Annotated in this window: 14 protein-coding genes; all 14 read right to left on the bottom strand. The window is 48.2% G+C overall.

Translation table 11 applies throughout. The features are described from left to right. Positions 1-2: 2 nt before the first annotated feature. Positions 3-1,955: an asparagine synthase-related protein gene (locus VQ071_RS15645; protein ID WP_340515016.1), complete on the bottom strand. Its 1,953-nt coding sequence runs from the start codon at positions 1,953-1,955 to the stop codon at positions 3-5. 59 nt (positions 1,956-2,014) lie between these two features. Then, complete coding sequence (locus tag VQ071_RS15640; protein WP_340515015.1) at positions 2,015-2,545, bottom strand: VanZ family protein; 531 nt, start codon at positions 2,543-2,545, stop codon at positions 2,015-2,017. A gap of 26 nt (positions 2,546-2,571) precedes the next feature. Then, entirely contained in the window at positions 2,572-3,948 is a 1,377-nt protein-coding gene (locus VQ071_RS15635; RefSeq protein WP_340515014.1) for a sugar phosphate nucleotidyltransferase, read from the bottom strand. A gap of 21 nt (positions 3,949-3,969) precedes the next feature. Then, entirely contained in the window at positions 3,970-5,196 is a 1,227-nt protein-coding gene (locus tag VQ071_RS15630) for a nucleotidyltransferase domain-containing protein (RefSeq protein ID WP_340515013.1), read from the bottom strand. Positions 5,197-5,274: 78 nt separating this feature from the next. Then, positions 5,275-6,687 carry a UDP-glucose dehydrogenase family protein gene (locus tag VQ071_RS15625; RefSeq protein ID WP_340515012.1) on the bottom strand — a complete coding sequence of 471 codons (1,413 nt, stop codon included), beginning with the start codon at positions 6,685-6,687 and terminating at the stop codon, positions 5,275-5,277. 32 nt (positions 6,688-6,719) lie between these two features. After that, entirely contained in the window at positions 6,720-7,685 is a 966-nt protein-coding gene (locus VQ071_RS15620) for a UDP-glucuronic acid decarboxylase family protein (protein WP_340515011.1), read from the bottom strand. Between the two features lie 25 nt (positions 7,686-7,710). After that, positions 7,711-8,517, bottom strand: coding sequence for a WecB/TagA/CpsF family glycosyltransferase (locus tag VQ071_RS15615; protein ID WP_340515010.1), 807 nt, complete (start codon positions 8,515-8,517; stop codon positions 7,711-7,713). Next, a complete protein-coding gene (locus VQ071_RS15610; RefSeq protein ID WP_340515009.1) occupies positions 8,514-9,593 on the bottom strand; it encodes an NAD-dependent epimerase/dehydratase family protein in 1,080 nt (359 codons plus the stop codon). Before VQ071_RS15610 ends, VQ071_RS15615 begins: the two co-directional genes overlap by 4 nt. Before the next feature lie 12 nt (positions 9,594-9,605). After that, positions 9,606-10,802, bottom strand: coding sequence for a glycosyltransferase family 4 protein (locus VQ071_RS15605; protein ID WP_340515008.1), 1,197 nt, complete (start codon positions 10,800-10,802; stop codon positions 9,606-9,608). After that, complete coding sequence (locus VQ071_RS15600) at positions 10,792-11,766, bottom strand: NAD-dependent epimerase/dehydratase family protein (RefSeq protein ID WP_340515007.1); 975 nt, start codon at positions 11,764-11,766, stop codon at positions 10,792-10,794. Before VQ071_RS15600 ends, VQ071_RS15605 begins: the two co-directional genes overlap by 11 nt. 12 nt (positions 11,767-11,778) lie before the next feature. Further along, positions 11,779-13,155, bottom strand: coding sequence for a hypothetical protein (locus VQ071_RS15595; protein WP_340515005.1), 1,377 nt, complete (start codon positions 13,153-13,155; stop codon positions 11,779-11,781). Positions 13,156-13,186: 31 nt separating this feature from the next. Further along, positions 13,187-13,861, bottom strand: a complete 675-nt coding sequence (locus tag VQ071_RS15590) for a sugar transferase (RefSeq protein WP_340515004.1) — start codon at positions 13,859-13,861, stop codon at positions 13,187-13,189. A gap of 16 nt (positions 13,862-13,877) precedes the next feature. Next, positions 13,878-15,092 (bottom strand): glycosyltransferase, encoded by a 1,215-nt coding sequence (locus VQ071_RS15585; RefSeq protein WP_340515003.1) that lies wholly within the window; start codon positions 15,090-15,092, stop codon positions 13,878-13,880. Beyond that, on the bottom strand, positions 15,076-16,344 hold the full coding sequence (locus tag VQ071_RS15580) for a lipopolysaccharide biosynthesis protein (RefSeq protein ID WP_340515002.1): 1,269 nt from the start codon (positions 16,342-16,344) through the stop codon (positions 15,076-15,078). The genes VQ071_RS15585 and VQ071_RS15580 overlap by 17 nt, the downstream gene beginning before the upstream one ends. Between the last annotated feature and the right edge of the window lie 34 nt (positions 16,345-16,378).

Raw genomic sequence — 16,378 nt, 5'->3', positions numbered from 1 at the left:
TCTCACACCGACGAATATGCCTTCTGCTTCAAAAAACGATATACGATCAGACAGCGCATTAAAAAACGGACCTCATCATCCATCGCAAACTCCGATCTAGCCCCGTGCTCGATCCGCCTTATACCTGCTGTAACCAAAGGAATATTTATCAGTCCGGCAACGAGCGAATCCTTGCTCAGCGCCCGAAGTTCACTAATAAACTGCGCCCATACGGGTTGCATGCGATGGATCCAATCTACGCCCTGGACGCCACGCACACGTTGATTCAGGCGGACTATATCCGGCAGGCGACCTTTCGTGGCACGTCTAATTAACGCGCGATCCATGCCTTGCTTGACAAATTGTTCTGTCGGAAGAGAGAGGCAGAAACGGATCACGCGCAAATCGGCTGTTGGATCTCGCTCCCATAGACCAAAGCGTAAAGAGAATTTGGCGCCGCTCGTGCCAATCAAATTCTGAATGGCGGCACTGTCGAAATGCCTCTCCCGTTGGCTCCATACGCCAACCTCGTGAAGGGCCGCATCAGCACCGCCCTCCTTTAGTCGTTCCCGTACGCGCATTCTCAGCGCGAAGTCCGGATGGATCATGGCCGGGAACTCGTCATCCGAATTTTGGAGACTGACCGGCAAGACAGAGCGAACGGCCTCTTTTCCTAGGAGAGGAAGCAGGCGCGAACGGCCGACCCGCATCCTGCGGCTATACGCTCTGAGTTCTTGGTGCAATCTGATCCAACGCATGCGTTTGAGAAGACGTGTATAATAATCCAGCGCAGGCCCCCATGAAATCGTATGATTTCCTTGCGCCCCCGTCAGCAGCACGCCTGCTCCTTGGCGCCCAGCGTTGTCATACAGCGCTTTGACCCAAAAGCTGTTCTCGAACGCCTTGTAAGGCATCTCACGAATGTTCAGCAGTTCGTCCATCTCCGAAAAAGGGTCTTGGCTCGCCAAGTCCAGGTATTCCTCTCGAATGTTCCCACCCACGTGTCGAACCGTAGCCTCGATGAACGGCCGCTCATTGGCAACGAACGACGATGACGTCCAGTCGACGAAGTCGCCGGGCGGCAAATAACTGTAGGTTTGCAACTCCCTGTTGTCCTGCTGAAGCGCCGTCGCGGCATAACTGACGACCGCCCCCGAGTCCAGACCGCCGCTCAGCGATGCGCCTACCGCTTTGTAGGTGCGGAGCTTCGACCGTACGGCTTCGCTGAACACCTCGTGGAATGCCTCAATATATTCATGGTCCCGGCGATAGCGAAGAGTCCCGGACAAAGCTAGCCAGTCGAAGCGACTGAGAATGAGACGGTTGGAGCCTGAAATCATCAAACTGTGCGAAGGCGGAATCTGGCGAACAGCTGAAAAAACCGTACTGGACGGATCGGTCGAATCCAGCATGGTAGGGATGGCTAAATATTCTGACAACCATACCTCGTTGATTCGACTGTCTGTCCGTGGCAATCTCAAGAGTGGCTCTATAGCGGTGCAGAATGCGAAACGCTCCTCATTATCGGTGAAGTAGAGCGTTCGATTTCCTAATGGATCGCGGGCAGCGAACAGACAAGCGGACCTCGAATCCCAAATCGCGAAAGCATAATCGCCTATTAAGTAAACCGGTGTATCGACGCCCCATCTGACGTATGCGTGCAAAATCAGTTCGCTGTCCGTCATTTCTCCTCTGCGCGCAAGCGATATCCCCAACCGTTCGAATAGCTGCTCGCGATTATCTAGGATCGCGTCCGCAGTTATGGCCAGCGCCTGACCGTCAGGGACGTAAGGCAGCTTCTCGCTTCTTGATTCTGGCGTGATCCATTGATGTCTACAGGCGAGTCCAACAGCGCCTTCGCTCCAATATCCCGCACTGTCGCCCGGGAAGCACTGGATACGACGATAGAGCATATCAAGCGTCTGCAGTACCCGATCTTTGCCACGTTTGAAGAACACCCCTGCGATGACACTCATAACTCTTCACCAACACCTTCAAAATGATACTATTCGTATCATTAATATAGCATTATTGTTTACATTTTGTAACCTCCATTTTGATTTTTATTTTCTTTTGTCGAATTCACAGCTAGCATAATCAGGATGCCTGCGGCTGCCCCAGTGACGTCTATCAAAACATCGTCAATTGTCGAGAAGCGGCCGGCTGATCGCTTCTGATTCCACTCATCAACAAAAGCGACTAGGGCTCCCCCCATGAGAGTCAGCAGCGTCCGTACATAGAGCGAATAAATACGCCTTCGCAATTGCAAAAAAAGAATGGCTCCCAGAATGCCGTACATAAACAAATGGGCACCTTTGCGGAAAACGAATTCAATGAAATGGTATGGGTCTCGTTGTATGGAGTAGTGATAGCTCTTGTAAGTAATCCGCCAATCAGGCGCATGTGCGGCAATCTGTGCTTCGGAAAAAAGCTTCTTGAGGATGGGAATGATCGTTTGCTGCTGATATGTCTCCGATGAAAATGAGAAGATTGCAGCAAGCCAGAGGGTGAGCGTCAAAATCATGAATAGTGGCCGGCGATTTGTTTTTCCGATTCTTTTCTTCATTATTTGAACTTAGGATACTTTTGCTTTCAATTTATCAAATGCTGCGTCACTTCTTCCCACGCGCTAAACAACTCCATGGTCCGACTTTTCTCGTCTGTACGACGGCTCTCCACGACGATAATTTCCAAATTTGATATTGCCCGAATGGTATGTAGCGTTTTAGATGGAATATGCAGCATGTTGCCCAGGTTAACGGATAAATAATTGCCGTTGAGAACAAACTCCCCTTGACCCTTGACAACTGTCCATACTTCGTCTCTGCCGGAATGCATCTGATAACTCATACTTTTACCTGCATTTACTCCGACCCTCTTTGTGATAACACTGCGGCCATCCTCGTATATTTGTTCGTCCAGAATACGAGTCCATCCCCATCTTCTTTCCTCATACATGGGACCTTGGTCGTAGTTGATATATTCTTTTATCCGGGGACTTGCCCTCTTGTCCGTCACTAAAATACCATCCGGGCTCGCCGCTACGACAATGTTCGACAGCCCCATAATCGTGATCGGTACCTCAAGTTCATTGATTAAGTGTGTATCGATACAATCCTGGCTGATCGTTCCTTTACCGATCTGATTGTTCGCCATTTCATCGGTCAAAGTGTTCCACGTTCCAAGATCCTTCCAATACCCATCATAAGGAAGAACCGCGATCTGCTTTATTTTCTCGACCACCTCGTAGTCGAAGCTGATCTTGGGCATTGCATGATATTGCTCTGCAAGCGCTTCGTATTCCGTCGGAAAACCACGGCTTTCAATGAGTTGAGTCAAAAATCCAAGCCGAAATGCAAATACGCCGCAATTCCATAGCGACTGACGATTAATGAGCTCGGCAGCTTTGTCTCCATCCGGTTTTTCATGGAATCTGTGTACCCGCTTGTATCCTACAGCAGCGCCATGCCCCGCTTGGTCGATATCCGGCTCGATATACCCATATTTCGAGGAAGGGTATGTAGGCTTGACCCCGATTAATGCGAGATCCGCCCCCGAGAGTTGCAGCACCTTCTCCAACTCGATAATTGTCTGAAAAAAGCGATTTTCAACGTATGGATCGACAGGCAAAATAACGACGACTTCGTCTGAACGCTCCTTCATTACGGAATGCAAATACGCACAAGCCAGGGCGATTGCCGGAAAAGTATCTCTTCTCTCGGGCTCGACAATAATAGGCACATCCGAACCGATCTGACTCCGCATAATCTCGATTTGTGACTGACTCGTTGCAATACAGCTTACGCCGCTCAGCCCGCTCGCTTCAATTTGTCCCCATACCCGTTGGACCATTGAGATACGATTCCCGTCGCTGCCTTCAAGCACTTTCAGAAACTGCTTCGATCTCGCATCATTAGAAAGCGGCCATAGACGCTTTCCGGAGCCGCCTGACATTAAAACCAGCTTCACTTCTATCGCTCCCTTGCATCGTTATTGATTGACGTACCTAACATCATCTCCTCGTGCCGCGCGCTGCTTCCGAGATTGGGCCTCATGGCTAATCATTCCGTTGAATCGACGCCAGAGCCACAAAAAGGGACGAAACGGAAAGTAAAGAAAGTGGAGCCTCCGCGGCAACGGCAATGTCTGTGCATCCATGAAGCTGGGGTACAGCAATCGCTTCAAGTACGCCCATTTATGGCGATGGGACAGCATATGGTACCAATACCGGTTAAATTGTCGCGAACCTTCGACCGAGATCTCGGCGTTGATGAACGGAAGTGTTTCCCTTGCTAACGCCTTTGACTTGGGCGTCAGTGTTAAACGCCGCATGGACGCAGTCAACGGCGTACCAAATAAATCGGAAGTCATTATAAGTGCCTGACCCGCCAACTGGCTGCAATGATACGTCTCAAACATTCGCAAGGTGCGTTCCCAATCGAAGCCGAGATTAATGAGCCGGGCGATATCCTCAAGCCATCTCAGTCTAAACCAGGCATGCTTAGCACCGTGTATGACCAAATAGAAGAAGAGATCTTCTTGGTTCAAAATATGTACTTGCATATTAGAAAACGTAACCGTTTTTTTGCGTGTCCAGAGCTCTTCAAATGTTGGTTCCTTACCAAGATTCGCGTATAAACGCCAGTGCAGTTCGATTTGGATGCCTTTTTCCGGGTGGTAGTACGCGTCGTTTCTTCTTTTGTATTTCCATTCGTTCAGAATACGGGGGCCGTCTCCGTCCACTTTATATCCGGCTTGAAGCAACAGCGCTTCAGCCCTCTCAAAGTCCACGATCGGAACTAATATATCCAAATCCTTTGATGTCCTTTGCGAGATGTCTCCATGCAACAAGTAGGCCAAGCCTGGCCCCTTCAGCGATAAAGCTCGCACATGGTTCTCTTCGAAAATACGATTGATTCGGTCCAGCTCGGAGGTCAGCTGCAACATCTGAAATACGTTGGTCATGCAAAGCTTTTTGATAGCTGCTGTTGCTTCCAGCGGAAGCAGCGTTGCATTCTCGCGGATCACGCGCTCCAATGTCGGATAGATACGATGGCGCTGCGTTAATTCTATAAAAAAATTCCAATCAATTTCCTCAGCCACCAATCGTTCAACATCTGTCAGCCAGCTTGGATGATGAGGCGACCGAAGCAACATAAGAATAAGACGAAGCTCCCTGGGCACTGCATTTATCATGCCTTCCTGTTCCAGCTCCACGCATCAACTCCTCCTTCTCCTCATGGATATGACGAAGAGTCCGGCGCTCCGTCGGAGTCCGAACTCCCGCCTTTTTGATTAAACAGCTACAATGCCGCCGCTTCGTTCAGTTGACCGATGCGGTCCGATACCAAGCCCTTCGCAATCGAATCCGATCGCTCGCAGATGCTCATGATCGAGAAAATTCCGTGTGTCGAGAATGTATGGCTTACGTACGGAAAGTAGTAATTGCTGCCAGTTGAGTTCCTGATATTCATCCCAATGCGTGAGAAGCAAGAGCGCATCCACCTGTCTCGCCGCCTCCCCGGCATTATCGCAATAATCAATATCCAGTTCCGGATTGAGGCGTTTAAACATGTCCATTCCCTGCGGATCGTGAACTTTGACGCGCGCGCCGACCTCAATCAGCTCCCGAATGATAAAGGATGCCTGTGTGTTGCGCGCATCGTCGGTATTCGGTTTAAAGGTCAGACCGAATATGCCGATCGTTTTGCCGTTCAAGGATTGCAGCTTGCGCTTAATTTTGTCGACGACAAAGCTGTGCATCCTTTGATTAGAAGTTACGGAGGCTTCGATAACGCTCAGTTCACAGCTGTATTTGCGGCTCGTCGCCAGTAGTTCAGCTGTATCCTTAGGGAAGCAGCTGCCGCTCCAGCCGCTTGACACTTGCAAGAATTTGTTTCCAATCCGAGAGTCCAAGCCCATACCCGTCGCCACGTCCATAATATTTGCTCCTAGCACCTCGGAGAGCCGTGCCATTTCGTTGATGTAGCTGATTTTCACAGCCAAAAATGCGTTTGAAGCATACTTAATCATTTCGGCGCTCTTAATGTCCGTTTCGAAATATTGCGGTTTTTTGGTGCCCAGCTTATATTCAAAATAAAAGTCCGCACTTTTTTCTTCATAATTATGAGCGTTAACAATGCCTTGATACAGCTGACTCATCACGCTTTTGGCCCGTTCGTTGTCCGCTCCGATGACGATACGGTCTGGGAAAAACACATCCTCCAGCGCAAAGCCCTCCCGCAAAAACTCAGGATTGCTGACGACAGCAAAGTGAGTGTTGCATCGAAGGTTCGAACTCTCTTCAATAATTGAAGCGACAAGATCGGCGGTTCCTACCGGCACCGTAGATTTATTTACGATAACCGTGAATTTGTCTGGATTCATATGCTTGCCGATATCCTGTGCCGCGAACTTGATATACTTTAAATCCGCTGTGCCATCAGGTTTAGAAGGCGTTCCTACGCCTATAAAGACGACATCCGCTTCCCGAACAGCATCATAGTTCGTTGTCGCGAACAGCGTATTACCGATGTAAGCAGAGATGAGCTCGTCGAGTCCGGGCTCGTATATCGGGCTTTTTCCAGAATTAATCAAAGCGACTTTTGTTGCGTCAATATCCAGCACCACAGTGCGATGTCCAAGCGTAGCGAACGCCGCTCCCGTTACGCTCCCCACATATCCCGAGCCGATGCAGACGATATTCACATTGGTTCCTCCTTAAGAAATAAAAATATATTTTAAGCGTCTACCGACATCAACCGCTTTTGATAAGCGGAAATCGTACGCTTCATGCCTTCTTCTAAGTCAATCTCGGGCTCCCAATTCAGAATTGCTCTTGCCTTATCGATGACCGGGCGACGAACCTTGGGGTCATCCTCTGGCAGTGGATGAAAAGTAATTTTGCTTGTGGAATTCGTGAGTCTTTTGACCATTTGCGCGACTTCAAGGATGCTGTATTCCGTTGGATTGCCGACATTAATAATCTCTCCGGTCGCCTCATCCGATGCCATCATGGACCTGAAAGCTCGAAGTGTATCGTCAACGTAACAGAACGATCTCGTCTGGCTGCCGTCACCGTACACGGTAATATCGTTACCTAAGAGCGCCTGGGTAACAAAATTTGAAATGACCCGGCCGTCATCGTTGCGTAGTCCCGCGGAATAGGTATTAAAAATGCGCACCACCTTGGTGCGCACGCCATGCAACCTATTGTATTCGTAGCAGAAAACTTCACCGAGTCTCTTGGCCTCATCGTAGCATGCGCGAGGTCCCCATGTGTTCACGTTGCCTCGATAGCTCTCCGGCTGCGGGTGGACCTCCGGATCTCCGTAGGCTTCGCTTGTACTGGCGTATAAAATCGAAGCGCTGTTCAATTTAGCCAGTTCAAGCATATTGTGCGTGCCAACCGTATTGACATAGATCGTCCCGATCGAATCTGCTTGGTAGAGCGGAGGTGAGGCCGGAGAAGCCAAGTGATATATTTCATCAAGGTCTTGGAGCTCCGGAAAACGAATGACCTCCCGCTTGGACACATCGTAATCGAGAAAAACGAAGTTCGGATGTCCGATCAGCGATTCCAGATTCCTTTTCTGTCCTGTGGACATATTATCCATGCCAATGACAAAGTTGTCCGCCTGTATGAGTGATTTCGACAAGTGCGAGCCCAAAAATCCAGCTGCGCCAGTTATAAGAATTTTTTTCATTTGTATTCTCCCCTCGCATCCTCGATTAACCATATGACTCTTCGGGCACGTCGCCGTTAGGCACCAGCACCTGTCTGCGGGACATGCCGGTCCGCTGGGTCAGCAATGTAAATAAGTAAAGTGGATTTAAATATAAATAGCGTCTCCAAAGGCGCCTCGGCTCTTGGTACAATCGATAAAACCACTCTAATCCCCTGTCCTGCATCCAAGTGGGCGCCTGCTTAAGCGTCCCCGCATGAAAGTCGAAGGCCGCTCCTACAGCCAGCAATGGCATGGACAGCAGTTCGCGGTACTCATACGCCCACACCTCTTGACGCGGACATCCAAGTCCGACGAATACGAGCTTTGCCCCACTGGCTTTAATTCTATTCACTGTCTGTGCCTTCTCTTCGATATTCAATTTCCGAAACCTGGAGGGCTCCATCCCTGCAATAACAAGTCCCGGGAACTGCTTCTTCAAGTTGGCTGAGAACAACTCCAAGGTTTCCAGACGGCTGCCGTACAAATATATGGGAAGATTATGTCTCGCTGCCGCTTCCGCAACTTTTAAAGTCAGGTTTGGACCGTACACCCTATCTTCAAGCTTCGTACCATGCAGAAAGTTAAGCCCCCATCTTACCGGCTGGCCGTCAGGCAGCACGATATCGAGGCCGTTAAGTCTGCGCCGATGAACTGGATCAAGACAACCCGTCATGACCCCATGCACTGCCAGTGCGGAGACCGCGCAGGGCAAGCCGACCAAAGCGGCTTTTACAATATGTTGAACTGCCGCTTCGTAATCCATTGCGCATACATTAACACCGCCTATCGGATATTTGCCTTTATTGATCATATTGCGACTCTCCAGCGATCTTTGTTTTCCTCGACAATACCCTGGATGATCATTCGGATATTATTGTACTGCTGCTGCCACTCCGGATAGTCGGTCTGGAATCTCGTGAGGTCTGAGATATACCATTGGTGATCTCCCGCCCGGGCGGCATCGACATATTGATACTCAAGCTTCCTACCGCTGATATCTTCCGTGAGTCTGATCGCCTCGATCATCGATACATTGGATGCTGGTCCGCCTCCCAGATTGTATACGCGACCTCCTCTAAGCGGCTTCCTGAAGAAAGCGTCAAACGCGGCAATGACATCGCTGGAGTGAATGACGTCCCTCACCTGCTTGCCCTTGTATCCAAAAATCGTATAAGGCGCGCCTGTCATCACACATTTAACAAGATAGTTCGTGAAGCCATGGAGCTGCACACCGGATTGCTTCGGACCGCTGAGCACGCCGCCGCGGAAGCATACGGTCCTCATATTGAAATACTTTCCGTACTCCTGAACCAATACGTCAGCCGCGAGCTTGGAGGCTCCAAAAAGCGAATGCATACTTTGATCGACACTCATTTCTTCGGAGATGCCATGTTCAAAGGCATGCCCTGGCTCAACCTCCCACCGAGTCTCTCCCTCAATGAGCGGGAGCGTATTCGGGCGATCTCCATACACTTTGTTGGTGGAGGTGAAGATGAAGACAGCCTCCGGGCAATGTTTCCTGGATGCTTCGAGCAAGTTCAACGTGCCGTTCGCATTGACACCGAAATCGATGTAGGGATCGCGTGCGGCCCAATCGTGCGAAGGTTGCGCCGCCGTATGAATGATGAGCGATATGTCCGCCTTATATTTGGAAAAAAGCGCATCCAGCTCATCCTGCCGGCGAATGTCGATATGATGGTGTTCATAGTTTTTCCCGAGCACCTCCTCAAGCCTTTGGCGGTTCCAAACGGTAGAGCCCTCGGAGCCGAAAAAAGTCTCTCTCATATTATTGTCGATCCCAATGACCTTATAGCCTGCACTTGCGTAGAATTCGGTAGCTTCCGAGCCAATTAATCCAGCCGATCCTGTGATTATTACGATGGACATTGTTTTTCCTCCTCAGTGACTTATACTTTTTTTATGTTCATGATGTGAGGACAGCACTTCCTCATAGATGCTCAGCGACCGTTCGTAGTAACTATCAGCAGTATATTTTTCCTCAAATTCCCTCCGTGCATGTTCCCTCATCTGACACAATTTTTCGCTTGCATGCCAGTACAACTCGACTTGAGCTGCCAGATGCTGCGCTTTCCCCGGTTCGAAATGCGCGCCTGTCACGCCGTCAATCACGATGCTCTCCATCGCTCCTAGTTTGGATGCGATTACCGGCGTCCCCTTGGCATAGGATTCGATGATCGTTCGTGGTAGCCCCTCATACCACACGGAAGGAAAAATCAGCATCCTTGCTTCTCCCATCAGTCGGTACACTTCTTCGATATCTCGGGCACCTATGTAACTTATATTTCGATGACCAGCGATTTCCTGCTCTACCTGCTTGGTCAGCGGCCCGTCACCCGCTATTTTAAGCGGAATATGTTCAGGAAGTAATTTCCAAGCCTCGAGCATCGTATCGATTCCCTTTTCCGGAGAAAGGCGTCCTACGTAAAGAGCAAATCCTCCTTCTCCGTTACCTTCACCGGGATCCGGGACAAAGTTCGGCCTTACGGTAATCCGATCTGCCGGAAAGCCTGCTTGAATCAGCTTGCCACGAGCAAACTCTGTCAGTACGATGTACTTGCTTACCTTATTCTGGTACGTACCGAGCGCCCTGTGCGTCGTTAGCATGGCCGCTACCGTAGCACTGCCGCCCAGGCTTTCCTTATAGCATTTGTTTTTGACACCAGGCCAAGGCATGAATTTGCCCAAGCAATCTTCACATACTCTCCCTTCTCTGAAGAACAGGGCGTTTGGGCAAATAAGTCGGTAATTCCTCACGTTTTGCACAATCGGCACCCCCATATCCCTTGCGGCATAATATATGGAGGGCGATATGAGTGGAAATGTATTTTCGCACTCAACCAGATCGATCCGATTGTCTCTTAGCAAACTTCGAATCGTCTTCGTGGTTTCTTTGGACCAGATCGTCTTGGCTGCGGTACGAAGCTTGCCAAGCTCCTCGACCCTCGTATTGTTTTCTACATGAAGCACGACGTTGTGGCCGTGTTGCTCAAGCAACGCATTTTTGGCCGCGAAGGAACCGTCCTCTCCGCCGCGTATAAGATATTTGTTATGCACCGAAAGAATATTAAGTTGCATAATGCACCGCTTCGCGTTCCATCGCATACCACTCGACGAACTTCTTAATACCGGTACGGATGTCCGTGTGTGGCAAATAGCCGAGCAAATGCTTGGCCTTGGATATATCCGCATATGTTTGAGGGACATCTCCCGGCTGCTCTCCGAACTGTTCAATTGTCGCCTTTTTGCCCGTCGCCTCTTCGAGTATGCGGATAAGCTCGTTTAAAGTGACGGAGTCATGATTGCCCAGGTTAATGACTTCAAAAAGCGTACGGTCATAATCCATAGCGGCGCGTATACCTTCAACAATATCGGCGACGTAGGTGTAGTCACGCCGCGTTTCCCCGCTGCCGAATTTCGGTATCGGCCTGTCTTCGTAAAGATGCCGCGTAAATTTGTGAATAGCCAAATCCGGCCGTTGGCGAGGCCCGTAAACCGTAAAAAATCTTAGGGCAACAAACCGAATTCCGTACAACGCGCTATACACATGTCCCAGCAATTCACCGCTGACCTTCGTGCTTGCGTAAGGACTGATCGGATTAAGTACATGATCATCTTCCCGCCAAGGGACATTCGGATTGATGCCGTAGACACTGCTGGAAGATCCAAAAACAAATTGTTTGATTCCCCTGGTTTTTGCCCACTCCAATAAACGTTGCGTTCCGTCAACGTTTGTCTTGTTGTATGCGATAGGGTCTTCAATACTAGGCCTTACGCCAGCCTTGGCTGCCAGATGTACAATGACGTCATAATTTGCGTCTAGCCGCGCATCCAGCATATCCAACTGCTGCAAATCTCCTTGGACATACTTGTAAAGCTCCTTATGAATTACATGGTTTATATTCGACATTTTTATTGCCGGATCATAGAATGGGTCCAGGTTATCGAGGCAAGTGACCTCCCAATTGCCCTCCTCGAGCAGACGTTCTGCAAGATGACTACCGATAAACCCGCAGCCTCCAGTTATAAGTGCCTTTTTCAAACGATCTCCTCCTTAATGATTGCCGCCAATCTTCATCTGGTGTGGGTATGCTCGCCTAAGCCGTTTGTTTCTTAGTGGACTGCTCGATGTAGTTCCATTCATTGAATCTATAAGCGTGTCGTCCTGTGCCATACTTTCCTGTCTGTGAGCATCGTACGACAGCGCCAACGCTTGTATCCAAAATAACGGAACGAATCCGAAGTCCCACAGTAAATAGTTGGATGTGTACATAAGGACCGCCGCGCATATTGCTGATGCCCAGCTCGCGAGCATAAATGCGGTTGCTCTTGTTTGGGTTAAAATAAAAAGCCGGACAAGATTGCTGCTCCACAGCAATATCAAGATTACCGCCGCAGGTATGCCTCCCGTTAACAGCACTTCCACCCAGCCCGAATCGTTCGTTTCTGAGGTAAATCCAAGGCGACGTTCCCCATGCGATTTATCTCCGACAAACCCGACGCCATAAATTTTATATAGCCAGACAGGTCCGTCCCACACGGCTTCCAGTCGTGATACATCTCTATTCAAACGCCATTGTATGTTGCCGCTGCCTTGATCGGCGTCTGTCACAGCAGACTGAATCCAGGCCATTCTTCCCTCCAAATTTTGCTCAATACTGCGATAGCCGAATAATAGACAAATGATGAGCCCGCAAAAAAGAGTTGCCAATATCCGCATCCGAATTGCCGAGAAGCCGGCCCCCCTAATAAAAACAGCGACAAGTACAGTAACAAGAAAAGATGTAATACTCGCGATCCAGTATCCGCGAAAATTAATCAGATCGAAAAACACATAAGCCCATCCTAAACAAAGCATGGCATTCAACAGACCGAAGCGAGTCATCAGTCTATACACGCTCAATAAAAAGGCGATCATAATCAATGCCGCCGTCGGCGTGAACATTTTAATGACAACATATCCGCCCTGCCATTCCATATTCGAACGAATGCCGGCAAAATCGTGCACGCCATAGCGCTCTAAATATTGAAATAACGCGGCTATTGCAGGAAAAATAAAAAAGGCCGCTTTTAACATCCTCCATTGGATGTGGCGGACTAACAGAGAGGCAGATAGTAAAACGTAAATTCCCGATACAACCCATCTACGTGACCATTGCAAAGATTGCACGTAGTCGCCCCATATCGCCATGGAGTAAACCACAAGAAAAAGGCTCAGGCCTAAAAACACGAGTGCCAAGCTGAAAACATTTCTTGACCATCTATCATTCAACGGTCGAATCAATCCTCGCTTTAATGCAATTGCACAGACAGTGAATAACACCACGTCGCCAAATATTTTAAAATTGTACGGAAGAATTCCCAGTAGTGACAGCTGCAGACTACCCGCAGTCAATAACATGAATGTTGTTATCGTACTGAATTTCATCATCGTGCGGCCTCCACGAGCATACCGATTTCTATTAATAAGTGTTGCTGCGGAAAATTACTTTTATGGTGTTGATGATGATTTTTAAATCTGTCCAAAATGACAGTTCTGTTATGTAGCCGATATCGTGGTGAAGATTCTCATAAATCGGTTTTTTGCGATCTTCGCTTGTCTGCCACATCCCTGTAATGCCGGGCTTCACCAAAAATCTGTAAAAATCGGTTGGCTTATAGTGCAATTCGACAATGGACTTTTGTTCCGGACGAGGACCGATAAAGCTCATATGACCTTTTAATATATTGATAAGCTGGGGAAGTTCGTCGAGACTCGTTTTGCGGAGAATCCTTCCGAGTCTGGTTACGCGAGGGTCACTCTCGCTCTCTGGGGACCTCCCTTCCTTCGGAACGTGCAAATGCATCGTTCTAAATTTATAAATAGAAAACACAGCGCCGTTCAATCCGATACGTTCTTGCCTGAAAATACCTCCTCCTGTCGATTCCAGCCTAATGCACACATAAATAACAGCCATTAAGGGGGCACACAAAACTAGCAAGACGACAGCTGCGATTCGATCTAGAATTGGTTTCAAATATTTTGAATATCCGCTGCTTCTGCCGACAAGCGCTTCTCTCATCGGCATCGGAGAGAGTGCTAGGTCTGCAATACCTGAAGCAGAATCCAAGTGTGGCCACTCTCCAAGTTTTTTCATTTTCCTCCCCTCCGTCTCAGTAGTTTGAAGAATTTGCGTAATAAAGATTATCAGTTCTCTGCGCCTGCCATAATATGGCGGTCAATTGATCGAGATCTTGATCTTGCCGCCGAGAAACAGCATCATAAACCCTCCTGGCCCGATTAATCAGCGCTTCTCTTTGAGGAGCATCCAACATCATACTTAAAATCCGAGTTTTCAATTCTTCAATACTGAACGGATTGAAGTACATAACGCCGTCTCCGCAAACTTCCGGCACGGACGTAATCGACGAAGCTATGACAGGAACACCATATCGCATGCTCTCAAGCGGTGGATATCCGAAACCTTCGTTTAATGTCGGATATATGAAGCAAAAAGCGCTGCGATAAAAATAATCGAGTTCACCCGAACTGATATAGTCGAGGAAAACGAATTGGTCCGGATTTCGAATGAATTTGTAAAATCGCTTGGAATCTTTGACGCCCAGCACGACCGTCTTAATATCTGTATCAAAATCGTCGTAAATTTTGTCTAACGCTTTAACTGCACGAAACCCGTTTTTTAACCACCGATTTCCACTTATGATTAAAAAGTACTTCCCAGGCGTCAAACCGTGCTGTACTAAATCATATTCTATGCTATCAATATCCGTATTTCGCGGGCTATACATCACTTTAAGGAGATCCGGATTCAAACGAGGGAAATAATTCAGGAGACTGAATTTAGTGTGACTGGAAGGAACCACAACTTCAAGATCGGCATCCGTGTACAGTATTTTCTCGATTTGATTTTTTTTATGCCGAACAAATCTGTCCTTAAACATATTTTTGACGACATATTTTAACTTCTCGCGGACACCTTGCCTGAATTTGATTTCGTAACGATCCGTAGGCTGCTCTAGCTGTCTTAGTCCATGGATCGTATAGATCAGTTTCGGACCCGGCTTACGTATATTCAGATCGTGATAGTGATAAGGCAATGCGCTGTAAAACGTATGATAATAGCCACTGTTCAATAAATCCGATATTTCTTTATGCGACTTTACGGAAAATAGTTCAATTTGATTCGTTTGCAAAAGAATACGAATCTCCTCATCCAGTTCCAGCTCCGGATCATAAAAGCATGATAGCTGGGATGCATATCCTTTGTTCACGATGAACTTAAAAATGATCTTGGCATATTCTCCACCCCCATGGTACTTGGATTCTCCACAGGGCTGAGTAGCTATCAGGTCAAACAATAGCTTCATGAACATTCACCAGCTTCTTGTCATAATTGACTTGCATTTTTCTAGTTATAGCGCGCAGCGCGAGCCACTGAGCAGCCAATCTAACCAGACTTGAGATTGCGAGCGAATAAGCGGCACCGAGGATGCCAAACAGCGGAATCATAAATCCACATGCAGCTATGATCGCGATCGTCCATAACAGACCTAAATAGGGCTGTACACCGAAGCGTTTTGTGGCCGAAAGGCCGTAACCGGTGAAAACAGCAATATAATCAATAAGCCCGGCAATCGTTACAATGATGAACACATCAGAATAATGCGCATATTCGTCAGTGTACAAAATCGAAAGAATATGCTCTCCCCCAAAAACCGAGGCCGCAATGCCAGCCAGACCGAGCGCGAAGCCCATTGCCATTAATTTAAAGATTAATCGATAAAAACGATTGTAATCATGTCGGTCAAGGCAAACAGCCAATCTGTTGGTGGCTGCCTGCCCGAGCGCCGAGACGATCGTACTGCCGGCAACAAGCAGATAAGTAAGCGCAGAGAAAATGCCCAGCTGCTCCACACCAGAAGACTTTTCAATAAATAGTCTGGGTATGTTGGTGTTTAATGATGTAAGCATGAAAACAATACCCAAGGGAAGGCATATTTTCATCAAACGATAACTGGATTTAAGCTGGATCCGAAGTCGCAACGTCTCGTATTTCTTCGTCATGGGCAAGTCGAACGCCAGGAACGAGATGAACCACATCAGCCCCCAACCTACTGCTGCAAAGATTAAATTTTTGTACAAGACAAGCGCAAAGATAAAAGCCGGCACAACTAGCGTTCCTTTTACTATTTTGGACATGGCGACCAGTTTCATTCGGTCGTATTTTTGAAATACGCCTTGACTAACATCACTCGCACCCTCGACCGCCTTGGCTAGCCATACCAACCAGAGTAAAACAGTCGTATCCCGATCGTAATGAAAAATTAATACGGCTCCTTCAGCCAAAATAGCAGCCACAACAATAGAGAGCAATCGTAGTCCCATCATATCGCGAAAAGCATATTGATTTTGTGTATCCGTCGCCTGTACGACCCTGAGTTGAAGGTTCGTCAGGGTCATAATCGGCGTAACCACCGCCAAGCATAAAGAAAATTGGCCGACCATAGAAGTCGATCCCCATTTGGCAATGATAACCAGCATAAGCCACTGTGTTGCAGCGTAATATACGTTTCCAGCCAAGCTCCAAGATAGGCTCGCGCGCAATGTTGAGCTTTTCATACAACTTCTCCGATCTCAAGTTCGTTATGCATCG

The sequence above is a fragment of the Cohnella sp. 56 genome (assembly GCF_037963805.1).
Taxonomy (GTDB): Bacteria; Bacillota; Bacilli; order Paenibacillales; family Paenibacillaceae; genus Cohnella.
Note: the sequence above shows the minus strand (reverse complement) of the source record. Positions and strands in the feature narration are given on the sequence as shown.

Bases quoted from the DNA above. Each gene is read 5' to 3' on its own strand.
- VQ071_RS15640 (WP_340515015.1), bottom strand. From the start codon at position 2,545: ATGAAGAAAAGAATCGGAAAAACAAATCGCCGGCCACTATTCATGATT.
- VQ071_RS15620 (WP_340515011.1), bottom strand. From the start codon at position 7,685: ATGAAAAAAATTCTTATAACTGGCGCAGCTGGATTTTTGGGCTCGCAC.
- VQ071_RS15585 (WP_340515003.1), bottom strand. From the start codon at position 15,092: ATGAAGCTATTGTTTGACCTGATAGCTACTCAGCCCTGTGGAGAATCC.
- VQ071_RS15645 (WP_340515016.1), bottom strand. From the start codon at position 1,955: ATGAGTGTCATCGCAGGGGTGTTCTTCAAACGTGGCAAAGATCGGGTA.
- VQ071_RS15595 (WP_340515005.1), bottom strand. From the start codon at position 13,155: ATGATGAAATTCAGTACGATAACAACATTCATGTTATTGACTGCGGGT.
- VQ071_RS15590 (WP_340515004.1), bottom strand. From the start codon at position 13,861: ATGAAAAAACTTGGAGAGTGGCCACACTTGGATTCTGCTTCAGGTATT.
- VQ071_RS15605 (WP_340515008.1), bottom strand. From the start codon at position 10,802: ATGCAACTTAATATTCTTTCGGTGCATAACAAATATCTTATACGCGGC.
- VQ071_RS15610 (WP_340515009.1), bottom strand. From the start codon at position 9,593: ATGTCCATCGTAATAATCACAGGATCGGCTGGATTAATTGGCTCGGAA.
- VQ071_RS15580 (WP_340515002.1), bottom strand. From the start codon at position 16,344: ATGAAAAGCTCAACATTGCGCGCGAGCCTATCTTGGAGCTTGGCTGGA.
- VQ071_RS15615 (WP_340515010.1), bottom strand. From the start codon at position 8,517: ATGATCAATAAAGGCAAATATCCGATAGGCGGTGTTAATGTATGCGCA.